The following is a 19,966-nucleotide window of genomic DNA, read 5'->3' as shown; positions in this document are numbered from 1 at the left end:
GGCGCGAGGGGCTCCGGCGGTTTGGCGGCCGGAGTCCCTTTTGCCTGTTTGGTGGTGCGGTTGTTCGTATGCGGTGTGGCGTAGGTAACAAAAGCGCGCGTCTGTTTGGAGATTGACTGAAGATCCGCCTAGCGTCGGGCGTGCTGTCCGTCAGTTGTGCCCGCCGCACCCGCGGCACCGGGCAGCGATCGCCGAGTCCCCGTCAGGCGCGAGCCTGGGGAGCCGGGGACCCACATGCGTCCCTGGGGTGAATCGGACCACCTCGCAAGAGGGGCCCGTAGGAGACCTTCCTGCTCCGAACCCGTCAGCTAACCCGGTAGGCGAGAGGGAAGGAAAGGATCAAACCCTTCATGGCGTTTGGCAGTCGTGCCGCCGGTAAGCACCGTGGTTCCAGCCGTCTGAGCCGCAAGACCGCCGGTTACGCCGGCATAGCCGCCCTCGCCACCACGGGCGTCGTCGGCACCCTGGCCGGTCCCGCGTTCGCCGCGGACAAGGCCGCGGCCCCCTCGATGGAGGACACCGGCCTCAGCGCCGTCGTCGTCGCCGACGAGCTCCAGAGCGAGATCCAGAACCAGGCCGAGTCCCAGCAGCGGGCGGCCGAGGCCACCGCAGCCAAGGCGCAGGCCGAGGCCGACGCCAAGACGCACGCCGCCGAGGCCAAGCGCCTCGCGGAGGCCAAGGCGAAGGCCGAGCGGGACGCCGCCGAGCGCGCGGCCCGCGAGGAGGAGCGCAAGCGCCTCAACACCTTCGTCGCCCCGATCGAGGGCTCGTACGTCAGCACGCAGTACAAGGCGGGCGGCGGCATGTGGTCCTCCGGCAGCCACACGGGCATCGACTTCCACGCCGCCGAGGGCACCACCGTCCACGCCGTGGGCGCGGGCACCGTCGTCGAGGCGGGCTGGGGCGGCGCGTACGGCAACAACGTCGTCATCCGGCACAACGACGGCACGTACACGCAGTACGGACACATGAACTCGCTGAGCGTCTCCGTCGGCCAGCAGGTCACCGCCGGCCAGCAGATCGGCATCTCGGGCTCCACGGGCAACTCCAGCGGCCCGCACCTGCACTTCGAGGCCCGCACCGGCGCCACGTACGGCACGGACATCGACCCTGTGGCGTACCTGCGCTCGCACGGCGTCAACGTCTGACCGTACGACCGGCCCGACGTCGAGCGCCGAAGTACGAGCGGCCCGACGTACGTCCGCACCACTTCCGTCGAAGGCCCCGGCTCACCGAGCCGGGGCCTTCGACGTGTGTCGCCGCACCTCTTCGCCCCCGGCGAATGTTTCGTATTTCCGGCCGCCCTCGGAAATCGTCGCGTGTTGCAATAGAGTCGCAGTACGGTCGTGGCGGCAGCGCCGATAACGGCAGTCGGAATGAGAGCGGAGTCCGGTCTTGCGTATTCCTGCGCACGCGGTATGCACAGCAATTCGTGACGACATCGTCTCCGGGGTCTTCGAACCGGGCGGCAGACTGACCGAAGAGGTCCTCGCCCGCCGGTACGGAGTCTCGCGCGTCCCCGTCCGCGAGGCGCTGCGCACCCTGGAGGCGGAGGGGTTCGTCACCACCCGTCGGCACGCGGGGGCCTGCGTCGCCGAGCCCACCGAACAGGAGGCGGCGGACCTGCTGGAGCTGCGGGCGGTCCTGGAGCCGCTCGCCGCCGCCAGGGCCGCCCGCCGGCGCACCGAGGGCCACCTCAAAGTGCTGCGCGGGCTGGTCAGGCTGGGCCAGGAACGGGCCAGGAGCGGCCGGGGCGAGGATCTGCGCGCCCTGGGCGGCTGGTTCCACGAGACGCTCGCCCAGGCGTCCGCCAGCCCCGGGCTGATCTCCGTGCTGACCCAGACCCGGCACAAGATCGCCTGGATGTACGTGGTGACGGCCCCGGTCCGGCCGGTCGACTCCTGGGCCGAGCACGGCGCGATCGTGGACGCGGTCGCGCGGGGCGACGCGGAGCGCGCCCGGACGCTGACCGGACTGCACGCGGACCGGGCGGCCGGATCCCACCGGCCGAGGGTGAGGACTTCGCAACCTGCCGTAAACACGGCGGGCGGCCGGTATTAACACGATCCGTATACAAAGGGGAGCGATATTCGGCCTCCCGGGCGGCCCCTCGCGCGGGGCGAGAATTCCGGCCTATCGCGCTGCGCGCACGGCGTGAATGCGGTGGCGGTGGCCGATCCGCGAGGATGGATCATTTCCCGCAAGCTGAATTCGGGGTGGAAATGCGACGAAGCCGCGGCGCCCGGTTCACGGGGGCCGCGGCTTCGTCGCGTACGGACGACCGAAGGGTCGCAGGGGTCAGACCGTCTCCGGGAGCTCGTCGAGGCCCTCGGCGACGAGCTTCGCGAGGCGGTCCAGCGCGGCCTCGGCGCCCTCGGCCTCGGAGGCGAGGACGATCTCCTCGCCGCCCTGGGCGCCCAGGCCCAGGACCGCCAGCATGGAAGCGGCGTTGACGGGGTCGCCGCCGGCCTTCGCGATGGTCACCGGGACTCCGGAAGCGGTTGTCGCCCGGACGAAGATCGAGGCGGGACGAGCGTGCAGGCCCTCGGCCCAGCCGACGTTGACGCGGCGCTCTGCCATGGTGATGCCCTTCAGGTTCTTGCGGTTGTCTAGACCAGTCTCTCACGACGCCCGGAATGCCGGGACCTGCCTCCGACCCCGGCCCACGACCGTTCGGCCTTCCCCAGCTTGCACGCATCGGCCCTGATGTGCCTGATGCGCCGCGCACGCGCCACCCGGGTGATGTGCCCCTTAGGGTGTGCCCATGACCATCGAGTCGGACCTCTCGTACCCGGCCCACTGGGAGGCGGACGTCGTCCTGCGCGACGGCGGCACCGCCCGGATCCGGCCCATCACCACCGATGACGCCGGCCGGCTGGTCAGCTTCTACGAGCAGGTCTCCGACGAGTCGAAGTACTACCGCTTCTTCGCTCCCTACCCCCGGCTCTCCGACCGCGACGTGCGCCGTTTCACGCACCACGACCACGTGGACCGCGTCGGCCTCGCCGCGACCATCGGCGGAGAGTTCATCGCCACCGTCCGCTACGACCGGATCGGCCCCGACGGACGGCCCGCGTCCACCCCCGCCGACGAGGCCGAGGTGGCCTTCCTGGTCCAGGACGCCCACCAGGGGCGCGGCGTCGCCTCCGCGCTCCTCGAACACATCGGCGCGGTGGCCCGCGAGCGCGGCATCCGCCGGTTCGTCGCCGAAGTGCTGCCCGCCAACACCAAGATGATCAAGGTCTTCACGGACGCCGGCTACCAGCAGAAGCGCAGCTTCGAGGACGGCTCCGTCCACCTCACCCTCGACCTGGAACCCACCGCCGAGTCGCTCGCCGTGCAGCGCGCCCGCGAACAGCGCGCCGAAGCCCGCTCCGTCCAGCGGCTGCTGGCGCCCGGCTCGGTGGCGGTGATCGGCGTCAGTCGCTCCGGCGCGGGCGTCGGGGCGGCGGCGCTGCGCAACCTGCGCGACACCGGCTTCCACGGTCACCTCTACGCGATCAACGAGGCGACCGACGCCGACCTGCTGGACGGCGTACGCGCCTACCGCTCGGTCGCCGACATCGGAGCCCCGGTCGACCTCGCGCTGATCGCCGTCCCGGCGCGACGGGTGCCGGACGCGGTGGCGGCGTGCGGGGAGCACGGCGTGCAGGGGCTGGTGGTGCTGTCCGCCGGATACGCCGAAAGCGGCCCGGCCGGACAGGAGCGCCAACGCGACCTGCTGCGGCAGGTGCGGTCCTACGGGATGCGGCTGATCGGGCCGAACGCCTTCGGGGTGATCAATACCGCCCCCGATGTCGAACTCAACGCCTCGCTGGCCCCGTCCCCGGCCACCGAGCGGGGGCCGATCGGCCTGTTCACCCAGTCCGGCGCGATCGGCATCGCCCTCCTGTCCGGGCTGCTGCGGCGGGGCGCGGGACTGTCCTCGTTCGTCTCGGCGGGCAACCGCGCGGACGTCTCGGGCAACGACATCCTCCAGCACTGGTACGAGGACGAAGCCACCGAGGTGGCGCTGATGTACCTCGAAACCCTGGGGAACCCGCGCAAGTTCACCCGCCTCGCCCGTCGGACGGCCGCCGTCAAGCCGGTGGTCGTGGCGCGCGGCGGGCGGCACACCCCGGCCGGGCACGTCGTCCCCGGGACCCGGCTGCCCGACGCCACGGTCTCGGCACTGCTCGGGCAGGCGGGCGTCATCCGGGTCGACACCGTCACGGAGCTGGTCGACGTCGGCCTGCTGCTGGCCGGGCAACCGCTGCCGGCCGGGCCGAGGGTCGCGATCCTCGGCAACTCCGAGTCGCTGGGGGTGCTCACGTACGACGCCTGCCTGACGGAGGGGCTGCGACCGCTGGCGCCGCTGGACCTGACGACGGCCGCCTCCCCGGAGGACTTCCGGGTGGCCCTGGCCGAAGCGCTGGCCTCGCCGGACAACGACGCGGTGGTGGTGACGGCGATCCCGTGGGTGCGGGAGCGGGAACTGGCCGACGACCTGGCGGGTGCGCTGCGCGAGGCGGTGGCCGAGCGGCCCGGCAAGCCGGTGGCGGTGGTCCACGTGGAACTGGGCGCGCTGGCCGACGCCCTCTCGGCGACCCGCCGCCCCCAGGCCCCGGCGGCACCGGCCCCCGCGCCGCAGGCCCCGGCCCCGCGGGCCCCGGTCGCGGCGAACGGCGCGGTGGGGGAGGACGCCCCGGCCCGCGGAGCCGCCGCGGGCCACGGACGGATCCCGGCCTACCCCGCCGCCGAGCGGGCCGTCAAGGCCATCGCCGAGGCGGTGCGCTACGCCCAGTGGCGCCGGGCCAACGCGGACTCCGGCCAGGTCCCCGAGTTCGAGGACATCGACGAGGCCGGAGCCGCGGCCCAGCTCGCCGAGCTCCTCGCGGGCGCCGCGCACGACACGGTCCTCACCCTCACCGAAGCCGACGCCCGCGCCCTCCTCGCCCGCTACGGCATCCTCGTCCCCACCACTCTCCCCGCGCCCAGCGCCGACGCCGCCGCCCGGGCGGCCGGCATCCTCGGCTACCCCGTCGCCCTGAAGACCACCGCCCCGCACCTGCGCCACCGCGCGGACCTCGGTGGCGTACGCCTCGACCTCACCACCGAGGCCGAACTGCGACGCGTCTACCGGGAACTTACCGAACTGCTCGGCAAGCCCCAGGAACTCCTCCCGGTCGTCCAGGCGATGGTGCCCCGCGGCGTCGACACCGTCGTGCGCTCCGTGATCGACCCCGCCGCCGGGGCCGTCCTCTCCTTCGGGCTCGCCGGAGTCCCCTCCGAACTGCTCGGCGACACCGCCCACCGTCTCGTCCCCGCCACCGACCGCGACATCGCGGGCCTGATCCGCTCCATCCGCGCCGCGCCCCTCCTCTTCGGCTGGCGCGGCAGCGACCCCGTCGACACCCCGGCCCTCGAAGAGCTCCTGCTGCGCGTCTCCCGACTGGTCGACGACCACCCCGAGGTGATCGGCGTGTCCCTGGAGCCCGTCGTGGTCGCCACCGAGGGGCTCTCGGTGCTGAGCGCCACCATCCGCGTGGCCCGTCCCCCCGCCCGCACCGACCTCGGACCGCGCACGCTGCCCAGCTACTAGTGCTGTGGCCGGGAAGGTTTGCCGGGTCGCGGTGGTCGGCGCGGTGCATCGCAAGGCGGAGGGCCGCAGCTCGTACTGGACGTACGTCCGTGGTCCGACAACGCAGGGAGGTGCCGTGCCGGGCGCCGTGACCCGGTAGACCTTCCCGGCCACAGCACTCGCGGCCACCGGCGGCCGCCGGCGCGGTCCAGGTCCCTCGGACGGGCCTTAGGATGGACCTCATGGCGAAATCCGGTACGACGACCCAGGGGCTGCGCGCGGCGATCGAGCGCAGCGGCTACTACCCGGCCCTCGTGGCCGAGGCCGTGGAGGCCGCGGTGGGCGGCGAGCCGATCTCGTCGTACCTGGTGCACCAGGAGACGACCTTCGACTCCAACGAGGTGCGCCGGCACGTCACCGTCCTCGTGCTCACCCACAACCGCTTCATCGTGAGCCACACCGACGAGCAGGCCGCCGACGCCGGGTCCCCGTCCCCGTACGCGACCACCTCCACCGAATCGGTCAAGCTCAGCAGCATCTCCTCGGTGGTGCTCAGCCGCGTCGTCGCGAACCCGGAGTCCTACACCCCGGGCACCCTGCCCCGTGAGGTCGTGCTGACCATCGGCTGGGGAGCCGTCTCGCGCATCGACCTGGAGCCCGCCGCCTGCGGCGACCCGAACTGCGACTCCGACCACGGCTACACCGGCAACTCCACCGCCGACGACCTCAGCCTCCGCGTCAGCGAGGCGGGCGACGGCCCGGAGACCGTCCGCCAGACCCTGGTCTTCGCCCAGGCGCTGTCCGAGGCGACCGCGGCCACGGCCGCCCGCTGATGTCCTCCTCCGCACCGCCGAACTGGGACGAGCCGGAGCTGCTGGACGTGGCCGGCGCCCCGGTACCGCAGTACGGCACCGGCTCCCTCGCGGACCTGCTGCCCACCCTCGCGGCCGGCCAGGGCGTCCCCGGTCTCACCGCCGGGATCGCCGAGCTGACCCCGGCCGACCGGAACTGCGTGTTCCTGGTCGACGGCATGGGCTGGGAGCAGCTCAAGGCCCATCCGCAGGAGGCGCCGTACCTGGCCTCCCTCCTCGTCGGCTCGCGGGGCGGCACGGGCCTCCCGATCACCGCCGGGTTCCCGGCGACCACGGCCACCTCGCTGGCCTCCGTCGGCACCGGCCTGCCGCCCTCCCGGCACGGCCTGCCGGGTTACGCCGTGCGCAACCCGGCGTCCGGCGAGCTGATGAACCAGCTCCGCTGGCAGCCGTGGACCAAGCCCAAGACCTGGCAGCCGTACCCGACCGTCTTCCAGCTCGCCGACGCGGCCGGGGTGCACACCGCGCAGGTGTCCGCGCCCGCGTTCCAGTCCACCCCCCTGACGAAGATCGCCCTCAGCGGAGGCACCTTCCACGGAAGGATGACCGGCGAGGAGCGGATGGACCTCGCGGCGATCCAGCTCGCGGCCGGTGAGCGCTCGCTCGTCTACACCTACTACAGCGAACTCGACGGCGCCGGACACCGGCACGGTGTGGACTCCGACGCCTGGCGCGGCCAACTGATGTACGTCGACCGGCTCGTGCAGCGGCTCGCCGAGCAACTGCCGCCGCGCACCGCGCTGTACGTGACCTCCGACCACGGCATGGTCGACATCCCCTTCGACGAGGACTCCCGGATCGACTTCGACGACGACTGGGAGCTGGGCGCCGGCGTGGCCCTGCTCGGCGGCGAGGGACGGGCGCGGCACGTGTACGCGGTGCCGGGCGCGGAAGCCGACGTGCTGACCGTGTGGCGCGAGGTGCTCGGTGACCGTTTCTGGGTCGCCGGCCGCGAAGAGGCGCTGGAGCTGGGCTGGTTCGGCCCGCCGGGGGAGTGCGACGAGCGGGTCCTCGGCCGGATCGGCGACGTGATCGCCGCCGCCCACGCCGATGTCGCGATCACCGCGAGCCGCAACGAGCCGAACGAGTCCGCGCTCGCCGGCATGCACGGCTCGATGACGGCGGCGGAACAGCTGGTCCCCCTCCTCGAAGTCCGCACCTGACCCTCCCCGCTGTCGCCCCGCCCCGTCTCCAGACCACGTCCCGAAAGGTCCCGTACCTCCCATGCCCGAGCTGGTGTTCTTCTCCGGAACGATGGACTGCGGAAAGAGCACGCTGGCTCTGCAAATCACCCACAACCGCTCGGCGCGCGGGCTGGTGGGCGTCATCTTCACCCGGGACGACCGCGCGGGCGAGGGCAAGCTGTCCTCGCGCCTGGGCCTGGTGACGGAGGCGGTCGAGGCGACCGAGGGGATGGACCTGTACGCGTACCTCGTGGCGCAGCTGTCCAAGGGTGGCAAGGCGGACTACGTGATCGTGGACGAGGCGCAGTTCCTCGCGCCCGACCAGATCGACCAGCTGGCCCGGATCGTCGACGACCTCGACATGGACGTCTTCGCCTTCGGCATCACGACCGACTTCCGCACCAAGCTGTTTCCCGGCTCACAGCGCCTGATCGAGCTGGCGGACCGGATAGAGCAGCTCCAGGTGGAGGCCCTGTGCTGGTGCGGGGCCCGGGCCACGCACAACGCCCGGACGGTGGGCGGTGAGATGGTGGTCGAGGGCGCCCAGGTGGTGGTCGGCGACGTGAACCGGCCGGCGGGGGAGATCGGCTACGAAGTCCTCTGCCGTCGCCACCACCGCCGCCGCATGACCTCGGCCGCGGCCCACGCCGGCGCCCTCTCCCCGGACGTCCTCCCGGTCAACCACGCCTGACGGTCGTAGCGACACCCGACGGCGACACCGGCGGCGACGTCACGGGGCGCCGAAGCCGCCCATGCGAAACCCTGTTCGTCAGCACGGGGCGGCGCGCGACGCACGTCCGGGTGGTACTTCGCCGTGTGGGCGTCATCCGGCCGTTCGGGCCCGGCCGGGCGGCAAGAGTTGGGCCATGATCATGGACCCCGATCCCGACTCCGAAGCCCCCGACTCTCCCGGAACCCCCGGCGAGCCCGCACCGGCGCCCTCCCGTCAGCCCTCCCGCCGTACCGTCATCGCCGGCGCTGCCGCCGTCGCCGGAGCCGCCGGACTGACGATCGCCGTCACCTCCGCCGAGACCTCGCAGGCCGTCCCCGGCGCCGCGGTCGCCGACTGGGGCGCCTGCCTGACGGTCGCCCGCGCCGTCCTCGTACGGGATGACGAGGACCAGCCGCTCGTACCGCGCTACGCCGACATCCTCCTGAAGAACGGCCTGCCCCGCTCGCGCCGCCCCGGCAAGAAGGTACTGATCGTCGGGGCCGGACCGGCCGGCCTCACCGCCGCCCACCTCCTGCGCGAGGCCGGCCACCAGGTCACCGTCATCGAGGCCAACGCCAACCGGGTGGGCGGTCGGATCAAGACCTTCCGCACCGGCGGCCACGAGAACGCCGCCCCGCCCTTCGCCGACCCGAAGCAGTACGCCGAGGCCGGCGCGATGCGCATCCCCGACAGCCACCCGCTGGTCACCGGACTGATGGACAGCCTCGGCCTCAAGCGACGGCGCTTCCACCTGGTCGACGTGGACGCGGCCGGCCGCCCCGCCTACCGGACGTGGATCTACGTCAACGGCATCCGCGTCCGGCGCGCCGACTACGCGCGCGCCCCGCAGGCGCTCAATCGCTCCTTCGGAGTGCCTCGGGCGTACGAGTCCGTGCCCGCCGCGCAGATCGTCCGCGATGCCTTCGCCCCCGTACGCAAGGAGATCGAGGGCAAGAAGGACAAGGAACTCGTCGAGGGCTGGGCCCGCGTCATCCAGCGCTACGGCCACATGTCGATGTATCGCTTCCTGACGGAGGAGGCCAAGCTCGACGAGCGGACCATCGACCTGATCGGAACCGTCGAGAACCTCACGTCCCGCCTGCACCTCGCCTTCGTGCACAGCTTCATCGGCGCCTCGCTGATCAGCCCCGACACCGCCTTCTACGAACTGCCCGGCGGCACCGCCACCCTGGCCGACGCGCTGTACGCGCGCGTCAAGGACCTCGTACGGCTCGACCGCCGGGCGACCCGCATCACCCACGGCGAGGGCAAGGTCTCCGTCGAAACCGTCTCCGAGGGCCGCGACGGCGCCCCCGTGCGGCGCGAGACCTTCACCGCGGACACCGCCATCATCACCGTCCCCTTCTCCGGGCTGCGCCACATCCCCGTCACCCCGGCGCTCTCCTACGGCAAGCGGCGCGCGGTCACCGAGCTGCACTACGACGCGGCCACCAAGGTGCTGCTCGAATTCAGCCGCCGCTGGTGGGAGTTCGACGAGGCCGACTGGAAGCGCGAGCTGGAGGCCGTGCAGCCCGGCCTGTACCGGAAGTACCAGACCGGGCAGACCCCGTCGACCGGAACCCTGCTGGGCGCCCACCCCTCCGTACCCGAGGGCCACATCTCCGCGGGCCAGCGCGCCCACTACGCCGCCAGCCGGGTGGTCACCCGCGACCAGCCCGAGGCGGCCGGCGTCATCGGCGGCGGCTCGGCCACCGACAACCCCAACCGCTTCATGTTCCAGCCGTCCTACCCCGTCGAAGGCAGCGCCGGCGGCGTCATCCTCGCCTCCTACAGCTGGTCGGACGACGCCCTGAAGTGGGACTCCCTGGACGACGAGGAGCGTTACCCGCGCGCCCTCGCCGGGGTCCAGGAGGTGTTCGGGCAGCGCGTAGAGGTGTTCTACACCGGCGTCGGCCGCACCCAGTCCTGGATGCGCGACCCGTACGCGTACGGTGAGGCGTCCGTACTGCTGCCCGGCCAGCACACCGAGCTGTTCGCCCACGTCCGCAAGGCCGAGGGCAACCTGCACTTCGCCGGATGCCACACCTCCGTCAAGCCCGCGTGGATCGAGGGAGCCCTGGAATCCGCGGTACGGACCGCCCTGGAAGTGCACACGGCGTAGCGGACGCCCCGGCGCGGGTCAGCTCTCGGCGAGCACGATCAGCCAGTCCTGCTCGGAGAACCGGACCCGCTGCCGCTTGTCGGGGTTGATCCGAACCCCGTAGTCGGGGCCCGTGGCGCTGCGCGCGCGCAGCCGGTAGCCGACCGCGCATTCCCGGCGCCGCCGCGCCGACTCCACGGCGGTGGCGAACGAGACCTCATGACCGGCCCGGACGTAGTCCGCGGCCGGCTTGAGGTGGAACTCGTGGCCCTCCGCCTTGAACAGCTCCTCGAAGACCGCCGCGAGATACGGGCTCTCCGAGATCTGGGTCATCAGGAGGCTGATCAGCCTGCCGCTCACGATGAAGTCGGCGCCGCCCCGGGCCGGCGCCAGGAGCCGGTTGCCGTCGTCGGACATCTCGGTGGTGAGCGCGAGCTCCCGCCGCGCGGTGTCCCCGATGGCCCGCAGATGCAACAGGGTGACCAGCGTCCTGTCGTCCGCCCGCGCCTGCGGATCGGTCACCGGGGCAAGGGCGACACCGGGCGCGTCCGAGGCCCCGGGCTCCGCCTCACCGATCACGATGACGCTGTCGTACGAGGGCACGTCCAGCTTGGCCAGGGTGAGCGGGTCGGTGATGTCCCCGTCGTGGAAGGCCACTTCGAGGCGGGACCGCGCGTCCGTGGCGGCGCGGGCGTCGCGCGTGGCCGCGTATTCGCCGAGTGCCACGACGTCCAGGGTGGTTCCCGGGCCCACGTACTGGTCGAGCTGCTCGATGACGAGCGGGGCGCGGCGGTTCCAGCCCAGCAGCAGGAGGCGTTCGGCCCGCGCGATCCGGGGGCCGGCCGCGACGATCCCGTCCTCCTCGACGAGGGAGGCCACGCCCTCCGGCACGGCCGTGTCGTCATCCTCGGTAATGACGATGATCCGGTCGGCCGGACCGATCACCGCCTCCGGATCCGGATTGAGGGTGACGCTCCCGTCGGTGTGCAGCAGGCCGACCGCGCAGGACGTGGCGAACGACAGCAGCGCCTCGCCGAACGTCCGCCCCACGAGGCCCTCGGCGGCGGCCGGGTAGAACTCGTCGCCCGCGAAGTCCAGCAACTCCGAGTAGACGAGCGAGAGGCCGGGCTGCCGGGCCGTCTGGACCAGGAGCCGGGCGACGATGTCGTCGACGCACAGGACGTGCCCCGTGGGCCCGGCGGCCAGCCTTGCGGTCAGGTGGTTGCGGGAGTCACGGACGGCGGCGACCACCACCGCCTCCCCGCCTCCCGACCCGGGAACGGCCGCGTCGAGGGCGAGCAGCGTCTTCACCACGTGGGCGTCGCCGGTGTCCCCGGTGGGAGGCAGCACCAGGACGGCCTTCGCGGTGCGCGGATTGACCCGGCACAGCTCGGTGGGGTCGGTGGTGCTCCCGTTGCGGCAGATGATCCGCGTGCTGCCGCTGTCGCCGACCCGGGCGGAGATCTCGTCCTCCATCCACACCTTGTCCCGCGGGGCGAGCACGGCGATGGCGGAGCGGCGCTGGTTCGCGTTGGCGGCCACCAGCTCCCCGATCACGGGAAAGACCTGGTCCGACCATCCGAGAACAACGGTGTGCCGCCTCTCCAGCACGGTGGAGTGGCCGCGGCGCAGCGACATGATGCGTCGGTTGATACCGGTGGTGATCAGACTGACCAGGGTCGACACGAAGAGCAGCGCCACGAGCGCGAGCGACACGGAGGCCAGTACGTAGAGCGGGGAGCCGACCGCACCCCCCAGCTTCAGCGTCTGACCGACGCTGACCCACACGGCGGTGAGCCGGCCGGAGAGCGTGGCCGGAGCGGCCCGGTCGGACCAGACGAGGACCATGCTCGCCGGAACGACGACCGCGAGGCAGGCCAGGGCGAGCCAACCGATGAGCGCGGTCGTTCCCCCCGAGACCAGATGGTCGAAGCGGTACCGGAGACGGAGCCGGAGTGACGTCGTGTGCTGCTGCGCCACACAAGCTCCCGTACATGAGTCGAGGCGCCGATCGGAGCGGCTGCCCGCCACTCCAGGAGTCACCCTAGGCCGATCTCCGCTTCCGCAACCCTTGAACACCACCGACCTCACTCAGAGGTATGAACGGGCGCGCGGGCTCAGGGGCGTCATCGTCACGCGGGACGACAGCCTCTCCGGGTGGCCCAGCGCGCCTGATTTACCGTCAAATAAGCCTGTTCATAGCCTGGTTGGCCGTAAACGATCGTTGAGGTGGGGTGGGCGCAGATTAAGCTGCCATGAGCACAACAGCTCTGGTTCCAGTGCGCCTCGGAGACCCCTCGGTCGGAGCGGGAAGAGCTGCGATCCGCCGGCGCGACCTTGAACGCCTTATCGGGGCTCGACGGGCACCAAGGAGACGAGTGAGGACGAGACCACGGGCGATGCGGCGACTCAGTGCCCAGATCGTCGGGAAGCTGTCGCCACCCGCCGACGGCGATCCCCTCATCCCCTCGATCGGTCGGGTCCTCGGCCAGATCCGAGGTCGGCCGGTCCGGCTGAGGGAGGCGGCCTTCCCGCCCGCGACCGCCAGTGGGCTGTGGGTCGACCGTACCGGTCACGACCTGATCGTCTACGAGGAGAACACCGACCTCGAACACCAGCTTGTGATCATCGGCCATGAGGCATGGCACATGTTCCAAGGCCACTGCCGGCGCGGCCTCGATCACGGCCATGCCGCTTCCCGTGCCGGAGAGAGCCGCACGCCGGCTCTCGTGCCCGCGTTGGCGGAGTTGGTCTCCCGGGCGGACGACGGCGACGGGCCTCCCCCCGAGTGGACGGACATCGAGATCCACTTCGCCTCTCGGGCCGATACCCGGGAAGCCCGCGAGGAACTTGAAGCCGAGCACTTCGGCATCCTGTTCGCCACAGACGTGAAAGAGGTGCTGGCGGGGGCGCGCAGTGCCGGAGACCCGCACCACCTCGCCGGGCGCATCCAGCTCACCATGGCCCACCGCTTTCCCCGGATCTGAGCCGGTCGCCGCGGGCCACCCGCCGCCCGGGACCGCGCTGTCGCCGGTACCCGCACCCCCACCCGCACCACACGAGGAGAGTCGGCACGGTGACGTCCGGAGGGCCGGGCAACCTCGGCTTCTACACCTGCGGGATCATGCTCCTGCTGGTCTGCGCCATGAAGATCCCCGCACTGGTCCGCGGACCGCACAACCACCTGCTCCGCGCGTCCTGCCTGCTGCTCTTCGCCGCCGGTTGCCTGATGATCTTCGCTGCCCCGGCTTCCATCACCGCGCTCAACCGGTGCACCGGGATCACCAATGTCGCCGCCCCGGTCGTCTACGCGACGATGATCGTGTTCTCCGGGGCGAGCCTCCTGCTGATCATCAACTGGCGACCGGGTCCCCCGGAGCAGACCCGGCGTACCTCAAGGCTGTGCGTGTCCGCCTACGGCCTGGCGGCAGTCGCCGTCATCGCCCTGTTCCGGGCCGGCGAGGCGCCCGTCGAACAAGTCACCCTGTTCGACGCCTACTACGCCAACACGCCGTACATCCGCGAAATGATCGTCACCTACCTGGTCGCACAAGGCGTGGCGATGACCGTCGCGTGCACCTTGTGCTGGCGGTGGTCCAAGGAGGTCCACGGGTCGCTCCGGGCGGGCTTGCGCGTCCTCGCCCCCGCCTATCTGCTCAACACGTGTTTCGACGTCATCAGACTGGTCGCGGTGGCCGCCCGGTGGACGGACCACGACCTCGACTTCCTCGTCGACGACGTGTCCCCCCGGCTCGCCGCTCCCACGTCCGTTCTCGGTTGCGTCGGGTTCACCCTCCCCCTCGCCGGTCCGCGCGTGGCGCAGACCGCGCGGGTCGTTCGACAACTACGGCTGCTCGCACCCCTGTGGCGGACCCTCGCACCGGTGCCCACCCCGGGCGCCGTCCGTGCCTCGCTGCCCTGGTGGCGCACCCCTCCCGCCCTGCTCCTCACCGGACGCAAGACGGCCCTGTACGACGCCCTCCTCGCGCTGACGCCCTACTGTGACCAGGCCGTCCGGGAGGCGGCCTTCCGGGCGGCGCTCCGTCGCGGCGAGGACGCGTCCCGCGCCGCCGTCACCGCGGACGCGGCCATGATCGTCGTCGCTCGCGAGCGGCAGCGCACCACGCGCGAACCACCGGAGGCGCTCGCGCGCACCTCGGTCCTGAGCGCGCAAGACCTCGTTCCCCTGTCGCTGGCGCTCGCCTCGCCGGTGGTCCAACATGTCCGTGAGCGCTACGGCGCGCCCGTAGGAAGTAGCCCGTCATGAGCAATACCCCCAGCCGGGGACGTCGGCGCGTCGTCATCGTCGGGGGCAGCATCGCCGGCATGCTCGCGGCGGCCGCCGTCAAGGACCACGTCGACTCAGTCGAGATCATCGAGGCCCACGAGCTGCCCGCAGGGCCCGAACCGCGTACCGGTGTTCCCCAGGCCGCCCACATCCACTGGCTCCAGACCGGCGGAGCCGAGGCGATCGACTCCCTGCTGCCGGGAAGCATCGACCGACTGGTCGCCATGGGCGCCCACCGCATCCCCGTGACCACCGACATGGTCATCTACTCTCCCGAGGGTTGGTACCGCCGCTGGCAGCGGGCCACCCACTACGTGATCACCGCCAGCCGGGACCTGACCGACTTCGTCATCCGGCAACAGGTCCTCGAGGAACCTCGGGTGCGTGTGCGGACGCGGACCGGCGTCGTCGGTCTTCTCGGCGACGGCCGGGTCGTCACGGGCGTGCGGCTCCGGGGCGCCGACGGCGCGGAAGCGGAGCTGCGGGCCGACCTGGTCATCGACGCCTCCGGCCGCGCCTCCCGGCTGCCCCAGTGGCTGGGACGGCTGGGGATCACCGAGCCCGCCCAGGACCACATCCACTCCGGCCTGGTCTACGCCAGCCGCCTCTACCGCGCCCCGGTACCCACCCGCGGCTGGCCGGTGGTGGGCGTACAGGCCGACCCGCGGCTCCCGCGAGCCGCCAACGCGGGAGGCATCCTGCCGATCGAGGGCGACCGCTGGCACGTCAGCCTGATGGGCGCCCCGGGCGGACAGCCCACCCGCGCGGCGGAGGACTTCGAACCCTTTGCCCGCACGCTGCGTCACCCCGTCATGGCCGACCTGCTCCAGCACGCGGAGCCACTCTCCGACGTCAGCGTCACGCACAGCACGGCGAACCGGCGCCGCTACTACGAACGGCTGCGGTCGTGGCCCGACGGCCTGGTGGCGGTGGGGGACTCCGTGGCGACCTTCAACCCCCTGTACGCGCAGGGCATGTCGGTGGCCGCGCTGGGAGCCCTGGCCCTGCGCGAGTGGTTCTCGGCCCGACCGATGGCCGGCCTGGCCCGCCGCGCGCAGCAGGCCATCGCCCGCCCCGTCGACGTCGCGTGGACCCTCGCCGCCGGTCAGGACATCCACTTCGCCGGCACCGAGGGGAAGAAGTCGAACCTCACCGATCGACTCCTCCAGCGCTATGTCAGCCGCCTGTCCCGTACCGCGACGGGCTCCTTCCACGCCGCCACGGCCCTGACGGACGTGCTGGCCCTGCAAGCCTCGCCGGCCTCCCTCGTCCGACCCGGTGTGCTGCTGACCGCTCTCCTCGGCCCGCGGCGCCCCCCGCCGGAGCGCCCCCAGTTCACCCCGGCCGAGCAAGGCCTCTTGAACGACCTGGTCCTATCATGCGGTGATCATCATCGTCATGGGGGCGGAGCGGTTGAGTACCTACACGGGCAGGCCGGGGGCGGGGCGACGCGACAGTGACAGGAACGGGTGCGTCACCTTCCTGTTGCTGCCGTTCGTGCTGGCGGGGCGGATCTACCGGCCCGGGCGGCCGGACCGGATCGTCGACGAGTCGATCGAGCGGGCCCAGATCGCCCGCACCGCCATCGGGATCGTGGCGACGTGCTGGTTGCTCTTCGCCTATCCACTGCGCGAGTCGGCCGGTTCGATCGTCAGCGACAAGGTCGGCGAAGTCGTCATCAGCGCCGGCCTGCTGCTGGTCCTCGGGCCGATCGCCCTGGCAGTCTTCGTGATGAGTGCCCGGCCGCCGGGACCCGCGTTCTACCGGCAGCGGCTGCGCGGGCCGTTGACCGCGCTGGGCACGCTCTTCGGCACGGCGCTGCTGTTCTGGTTCGCGGTGACCCAGGGGACGGCGGGCTCGATGAGCCCGCTGGGCTTCGGAACCGGGCTGCTCGCGCTGTTCCTGCTGCCGTTCGGCATGGCCTCGGCGGTGCTCTGCGTCCACCACGCCTTCCGGACCGGTGATGTCCACGAGGTGCTGCCGCCGTTGATCACGCCGGTGCTGGTGTGGGCGATGTTCGTGCTGCAGTTGTTCGACGACGTGCCGGTGCTCGCCCCGTTGCCCGTACGGCTCCTGTTCCTGATCGGGCCACCCGTGTCGGTGACGGCGCTGTCGGTCTGGGAGCTGCGCCGGTTGCGGGCACGCTACGGGATCACGCTGCGCCTCGCGCTCGGCCGCTAGTCGTCCTGCGGCCAGGACCGCACGAGGGTGAACACCGCTCCCTCCGGGTCCGCGACCGTCGCCACCCGGCCGCTGAGCCGGTCGCGCGGGGGCTGGATGACCCGGCCGCCGAGTTCGGCCACCCGGGCGGCGGCGGCGTCGGGGTCGGCCACCTCGAAGTACGTCATCCAGTGCGAGCCCCGGTCGTGCGGCAGGGCGCGGCCCACCCCGTGCACGGCGGCGACCGGGCGGCCCTGGAGGTGCAGGACGAGGTAGTCGAAGTCGGCCGAGGCGTCGGGGTGTTCGTGGGACTCGTGGCCGAAGACGTGCTCGTAGAACTTGCCGACGGTCGAGGTGTCCTGGGTCAGCAGCTCGTTCCACACCGGGGTGCCCGGGTGTCCGTGCAGTCTGCCGCCGAGGTGGGCGCCGGCCTGCCAGATCCCGAAGATCGCGCCCAGCGGGTCGGAACAGATGGCCAGCCGGCCGGCGTTGCCCGCGTCCAGCGGGCCGACCGCGACCGTGCCGCCGCACGCGCGGATCGACTCGGCGGTGCAGTCGGCGTCGTCCGTCGCGAAGTACGTCGTCCAGGCGACCGGCAGGTGCCGGTCCGGCGGCATCTCCCCGATGCCGGCCACCTCTTGGCCGTCGAGGAAGGCGCGGACGTACGGGCCGAAGGGAACGGGGCCCGGAGCGTACTCCCAGCCGAAGAGGTCGGCGTAGAAGTCCTCGGTGGTGCCGAGGCCGTGGACCATCAGGCTCACCCAGCAGGGCGCGCCGGGCGGGCGCCTGGTTGTTTCCGCTGCCTCGCTCATGTCAGCCGTCTCCTCCGTCGTAACCCTGTCCCGGTGTGGCGCTCTGATGCTTCCACTCCGCACGGTCCGGCGCGGCTCGACCGGGCCGGACGGGGCACGCGTGGGAGAGAGATGACCGAATCGGAGCGGCCCGTCACGGCGCGTTGGTGTCCGGCTCGCTACCCCGCGCGGGGCCGCGGGGAGGAAGATGGGCCCATGACTGCGATTCTCTCGGCTTCCGAACTGATGAGCGACCTGGCCGGAACCACGCCGCCGGTGCTCCTGGACATCCGCTGGCAGCTCGGTGGCCCCGGCCAGCGGCCCGCGTACGAGGCGGGGCACCTGCCGGGGGCGGTGTACGTCGACCTCGACCGCGAACTGGCTGGTCCGGTCAGCGAGACGGGGCTGGGCGGGCGCCATCCGCTGCCGGAGCCCGAGGAGTTCGGCGCGGTGATGCGGCGGGCCGGGGTCTCGGCGGACGCGCCGGTGGTCGTGTACGACGGGGGTCAGGGGTGGGCGGCGGCCCGGGCATGGTGGCTGCTGCGGTGGACGGGGCACGGTCGGGTACGGGTCCTGGACGGGGGGTTGCCCGCGTGGACGGCGGCCGGTGGGGAACTGACGACCGAGGAACCCGCTCCCGGCGAGGGTGATTTCAAGCCAAACCCGGGCGCGATGGAGGTGCTGGACGCGGACGGGGCGGCCGCGCTGGCCCGGACCGGGATCCTGCTGGACGCGCGGGCGGGGGAGCGGTACCGGGGCGAGGTCGAGCCGATCGACCGGGTCGGTGGGCACGTGCCGGGTGCGGTGTCGGCGCCGACCACGGAGAACGTGGGGCCGGACGGGCGTTTCCTCACGGTGCCGACGCTGCGGTCGCGGTTCGCGGCGCTGGGGGTCGGCGACGGCGCCGCGGGCGGGGCGGCGGTGGGGGTGTACTGCGGGTCCGGGGTGTCCGGGGCGCACGAGGTCTTGGCGTTGGCGTTGGCGGGGATTCCGGCGGCGCTGTACGCGGGGAGTTGGTCGGACTGGTCGTCGGACCCGGGGCGGGAGATCGCGACCGGGGGCTCCGCCGGTTGACGGTGCCGGACGGCGTCGTCGCGCGGGGCGGCCCCCGGCTGCGCCGGGGCTCCGCCCCAGGCCCCGCGCGTCAAGGGCCGGCGGGGCCGGGAAGGCACGCCTCAAACGCCGGCGGGGCTGATTGGGCGCGCCTCGAACGCCGGCGGGGCCGGGCGTGCGGCCCCGGTCACTCCTGCTTTTTACGGCGGGTGCCGAAGACGATCTCGTCCCAGCTCGGGACCGCCGCGCGGCGGCCCGGGCGGACGCCGTCGGCTTCCGCCTGGCGGTCGGTGGTGCCGGTGAGGCGGTCGCGGTGGCCGGCCACCGTGCGGGGCATCAGGACGTCGGCGTACGCCGTGCCGGCGCCCGCCGAGGCGGCCGGGGGTTCTTCCGCTTCCGCCTCCTCCGTCGGGGCGTCGGGGCGTTCCGGTACGACCATGTCGCCCCGGAAGCTCGGCACGGCCTCCAGCAGGCTGGTCAGCGTGTCCCGTTCCTCCTCCGGCTCCGGCGCCGGCGCGGCGGTCCGCTCCATCTGGCGGTCGAGCGCACGGTCCAGCGGCCGGTCACGCGGCAGCCGCGCGATCCGGGGGACGAAGGGGAAGCTCGGCTCCGGAGTCGCCGGCAGGTCGTCGGACTCGCCGATCAGCGAGCGGGCCTCGTCGTCCACGGCGACGACCAGCCGGCGCGGCGGGTCGTACGTCCAGCTGGCGGAGTGCGGTTCGCCCGCGACCCGGTAGACCAACAGGACTTCCCACGTCCCGTCGTCCCGGCGCCACGAATCCCACTGCACGGACTCCTTGTCGGCGCCGCGCAGCGTCAGCCGCTCCTGCACCGCCTCGCCGAGCTGCGGCCCGGTGTTCTCGCCGGGCCGGCGCACCGGTGTCTTGCGGGCCCGTTCGGCCATGAACGCGCGCTCGGCGAGGACGGGTCCCTCGAAGCGGCGTACCCGGTCGACGGGGATGCCCGCGAGTTGGGCGACCTCCTCCGCGGAGGCACCGGCTCGTATGCGGGCCTGGATGTCACGCGGGCGGAGGTGGCTCTCCACCTCGATCTCGATCTGGTTGAGGCGCGCGCGGTCGTTGCGCACGGCAGCCCGCAGACGCTCGTCGATCGGAAGCGTGTACTCCGTGCTGTCGGCAGCTTTGAGCACCAGTCGTGTTCCGTCATTGGAGACGGCCACGACACGCAGTTCGGGCATGGGGACCTCCCGGGTGGTGCCTGCCGACGTCACGTGCGTCGCTGCTT

Annotated in this window: 16 protein-coding genes and 1 riboswitch; of the genes, 12 read left to right on the top strand and 4 right to left on the bottom strand. The window is 72.4% G+C overall.

Going from position 1 to position 19,966, the window contains the following annotated elements:
- Window positions 1-179 precede the first annotated feature (179 nt).
- Window positions 180-338: riboswitch (cyclic di-AMP (ydaO/yuaA leader) on the top strand.
- Between the two features lie 12 nt (window positions 339-350).
- Together ACFVXJ_RS14870 and ACFVXJ_RS14865 are read left to right on the top strand one after the other, a co-directional pair.
- On the top strand, window positions 351-1,148 hold the full coding sequence (locus ACFVXJ_RS14870) for a M23 family metallopeptidase (protein WP_389662100.1): 798 nt from the start codon (window positions 351-353) through the stop codon (window positions 1,146-1,148).
- 247 nt (window positions 1,149-1,395) lie between these two features.
- Window positions 1,396-2,061: a GntR family transcriptional regulator gene (locus ACFVXJ_RS14865; RefSeq protein WP_389662099.1), complete on the top strand. Its 666-nt coding sequence runs from the start codon at window positions 1,396-1,398 to the stop codon at window positions 2,059-2,061.
- A 237-nt stretch (window positions 2,062-2,298) separates the two neighbouring features.
- Here the strand turns inward: ACFVXJ_RS14865 and ACFVXJ_RS14860 are convergent, their stop codons facing one another.
- Window positions 2,299-2,580: an HPr family phosphocarrier protein gene (locus tag ACFVXJ_RS14860; RefSeq protein WP_073909810.1), complete on the bottom strand. Its 282-nt coding sequence runs from the start codon at window positions 2,578-2,580 to the stop codon at window positions 2,299-2,301.
- 184 nt (window positions 2,581-2,764) lie between these two features.
- Between ACFVXJ_RS14860 and ACFVXJ_RS14855 the strand changes: the two genes are divergently transcribed.
- The 5 genes from ACFVXJ_RS14855 (at window position 2,765) to ACFVXJ_RS14835 (ending at window position 10,450) form a co-directional block, all read left to right on the top strand.
- Window positions 2,765-5,581, top strand: a complete 2,817-nt coding sequence (locus tag ACFVXJ_RS14855; protein WP_389662098.1) for a GNAT family N-acetyltransferase — start codon at window positions 2,765-2,767, stop codon at window positions 5,579-5,581.
- Between the two features lie 221 nt (window positions 5,582-5,802).
- A complete protein-coding gene (locus ACFVXJ_RS14850) occupies window positions 5,803-6,393 on the top strand; it encodes a DUF5998 family protein (RefSeq protein ID WP_389662097.1) in 591 nt (196 codons plus the stop codon).
- On the top strand, window positions 6,393-7,595 hold the full coding sequence (locus ACFVXJ_RS14845; protein WP_389662096.1) for an alkaline phosphatase family protein: 1,203 nt from the start codon (window positions 6,393-6,395) through the stop codon (window positions 7,593-7,595). The genes ACFVXJ_RS14850 and ACFVXJ_RS14845 overlap by 1 nt, the downstream gene beginning before the upstream one ends.
- A gap of 61 nt (window positions 7,596-7,656) precedes the next feature.
- Window positions 7,657-8,307: a thymidine kinase gene (locus ACFVXJ_RS14840; RefSeq protein WP_389662095.1), complete on the top strand. Its 651-nt coding sequence runs from the start codon at window positions 7,657-7,659 to the stop codon at window positions 8,305-8,307.
- Between the two features lie 181 nt (window positions 8,308-8,488).
- Window positions 8,489-10,450, top strand: coding sequence for a flavin monoamine oxidase family protein (locus ACFVXJ_RS14835; RefSeq protein ID WP_389662182.1), 1,962 nt, complete (start codon window positions 8,489-8,491; stop codon window positions 10,448-10,450).
- Window positions 10,451-10,468: 18 nt separating this feature from the next.
- On the opposite strand, the gene ACFVXJ_RS14830 is transcribed toward ACFVXJ_RS14835, so the two are convergent.
- Entirely contained in the window at window positions 10,469-12,409 is a 1,941-nt protein-coding gene (locus tag ACFVXJ_RS14830) for an NAD-binding lipoprotein (protein WP_389662094.1), read from the bottom strand.
- Between the two features lie 419 nt (window positions 12,410-12,828).
- Here ACFVXJ_RS14830 and ACFVXJ_RS14825 point away from each other — a divergent pair, with 419 nt between their 5' ends.
- From ACFVXJ_RS14825 to ACFVXJ_RS14810, 4 genes are all read left to right on the top strand, one after another.
- Window positions 12,829-13,416, top strand: a complete 588-nt coding sequence (locus ACFVXJ_RS14825) for a hypothetical protein (RefSeq protein ID WP_389662093.1) — start codon at window positions 12,829-12,831, stop codon at window positions 13,414-13,416.
- A gap of 89 nt (window positions 13,417-13,505) precedes the next feature.
- Window positions 13,506-14,696, top strand: a complete 1,191-nt coding sequence (locus ACFVXJ_RS14820; protein ID WP_389662092.1) for an MAB_1171c family putative transporter — start codon at window positions 13,506-13,508, stop codon at window positions 14,694-14,696.
- On the top strand, window positions 14,693-16,177 hold the full coding sequence (locus tag ACFVXJ_RS14815) for an NAD(P)/FAD-dependent oxidoreductase (RefSeq protein WP_389662091.1): 1,485 nt from the start codon (window positions 14,693-14,695) through the stop codon (window positions 16,175-16,177). The genes ACFVXJ_RS14820 and ACFVXJ_RS14815 overlap by 4 nt, the downstream gene beginning before the upstream one ends.
- Complete coding sequence (locus ACFVXJ_RS14810; protein WP_389662189.1) at window positions 16,101-16,898, top strand: hypothetical protein; 798 nt, start codon at window positions 16,101-16,103, stop codon at window positions 16,896-16,898. Before ACFVXJ_RS14815 ends, ACFVXJ_RS14810 begins: the two co-directional genes overlap by 77 nt.
- Here ACFVXJ_RS14810 and ACFVXJ_RS14805 read toward each other — a convergent pair.
- Entirely contained in the window at window positions 16,895-17,689 is a 795-nt protein-coding gene (locus ACFVXJ_RS14805) for a VOC family protein (RefSeq protein ID WP_389662090.1), read from the bottom strand. The genes ACFVXJ_RS14810 and ACFVXJ_RS14805 overlap by 4 nt on opposite strands.
- A 195-nt stretch (window positions 17,690-17,884) precedes the next feature.
- Here ACFVXJ_RS14805 and ACFVXJ_RS14800 point away from each other — a divergent pair, with 195 nt between their 5' ends.
- Window positions 17,885-18,742, top strand: a complete 858-nt coding sequence (locus tag ACFVXJ_RS14800; RefSeq protein ID WP_389662089.1) for a sulfurtransferase — start codon at window positions 17,885-17,887, stop codon at window positions 18,740-18,742.
- A 166-nt stretch (window positions 18,743-18,908) separates the two neighbouring features.
- Here the strand turns inward: ACFVXJ_RS14800 and sepH are convergent, their stop codons facing one another.
- Window positions 18,909-19,919 carry a septation protein SepH gene (gene sepH, locus ACFVXJ_RS14795; RefSeq protein WP_389662088.1) on the bottom strand — a complete coding sequence of 337 codons (1,011 nt, stop codon included), beginning with the start codon at window positions 19,917-19,919 and terminating at the stop codon, window positions 18,909-18,911.
- Window positions 19,920-19,966 lie beyond the last annotated feature (47 nt).

The organism is Streptomyces sp. NPDC058279, from assembly GCF_042881255.1.
Classification (GTDB): Bacteria; Actinomycetota; Actinomycetes; order Streptomycetales; family Streptomycetaceae; genus Streptomyces.
This window is presented reverse-complemented; position numbering and strand designations above follow the sequence as displayed.

What these genes read in the sequence shown, in the direction of transcription:
- ACFVXJ_RS14870 (WP_389662100.1), top strand. Translation starts at nt 351, where the DNA reads ATGGCGTTTGGCAGTCGTGCCGCCGGTAAGCACCGTGGTTCCAGCCGT.
- ACFVXJ_RS14860 (WP_073909810.1), bottom strand. Translation starts at nt 2,580, where the DNA reads ATGGCAGAGCGCCGCGTCAACGTCGGCTGGGCCGAGGGCCTGCACGCT.
- ACFVXJ_RS14855 (WP_389662098.1), top strand. Translation starts at nt 2,765, where the DNA reads ATGACCATCGAGTCGGACCTCTCGTACCCGGCCCACTGGGAGGCGGAC.
- ACFVXJ_RS14850 (WP_389662097.1), top strand. Translation starts at nt 5,803, where the DNA reads ATGGCGAAATCCGGTACGACGACCCAGGGGCTGCGCGCGGCGATCGAG.
- ACFVXJ_RS14845 (WP_389662096.1), top strand. Translation starts at nt 6,393, where the DNA reads ATGTCCTCCTCCGCACCGCCGAACTGGGACGAGCCGGAGCTGCTGGAC.
- ACFVXJ_RS14840 (WP_389662095.1), top strand. Translation starts at nt 7,657, where the DNA reads ATGCCCGAGCTGGTGTTCTTCTCCGGAACGATGGACTGCGGAAAGAGC.
- ACFVXJ_RS14835 (WP_389662182.1), top strand. Translation starts at nt 8,489, where the DNA reads ATGGACCCCGATCCCGACTCCGAAGCCCCCGACTCTCCCGGAACCCCC.
- ACFVXJ_RS14825 (WP_389662093.1), top strand. Translation starts at nt 12,829, where the DNA reads ATGCGGCGACTCAGTGCCCAGATCGTCGGGAAGCTGTCGCCACCCGCC.
- ACFVXJ_RS14815 (WP_389662091.1), top strand. Translation starts at nt 14,693, where the DNA reads ATGAGCAATACCCCCAGCCGGGGACGTCGGCGCGTCGTCATCGTCGGG.
- ACFVXJ_RS14805 (WP_389662090.1), bottom strand. Translation starts at nt 17,689, where the DNA reads ATGAGCGAGGCAGCGGAAACAACCAGGCGCCCGCCCGGCGCGCCCTGC.
- ACFVXJ_RS14800 (WP_389662089.1), top strand. Translation starts at nt 17,885, where the DNA reads ATGACTGCGATTCTCTCGGCTTCCGAACTGATGAGCGACCTGGCCGGA.
- sepH (WP_389662088.1), bottom strand. Translation starts at nt 19,919, where the DNA reads ATGCCCGAACTGCGTGTCGTGGCCGTCTCCAATGACGGAACACGACTG.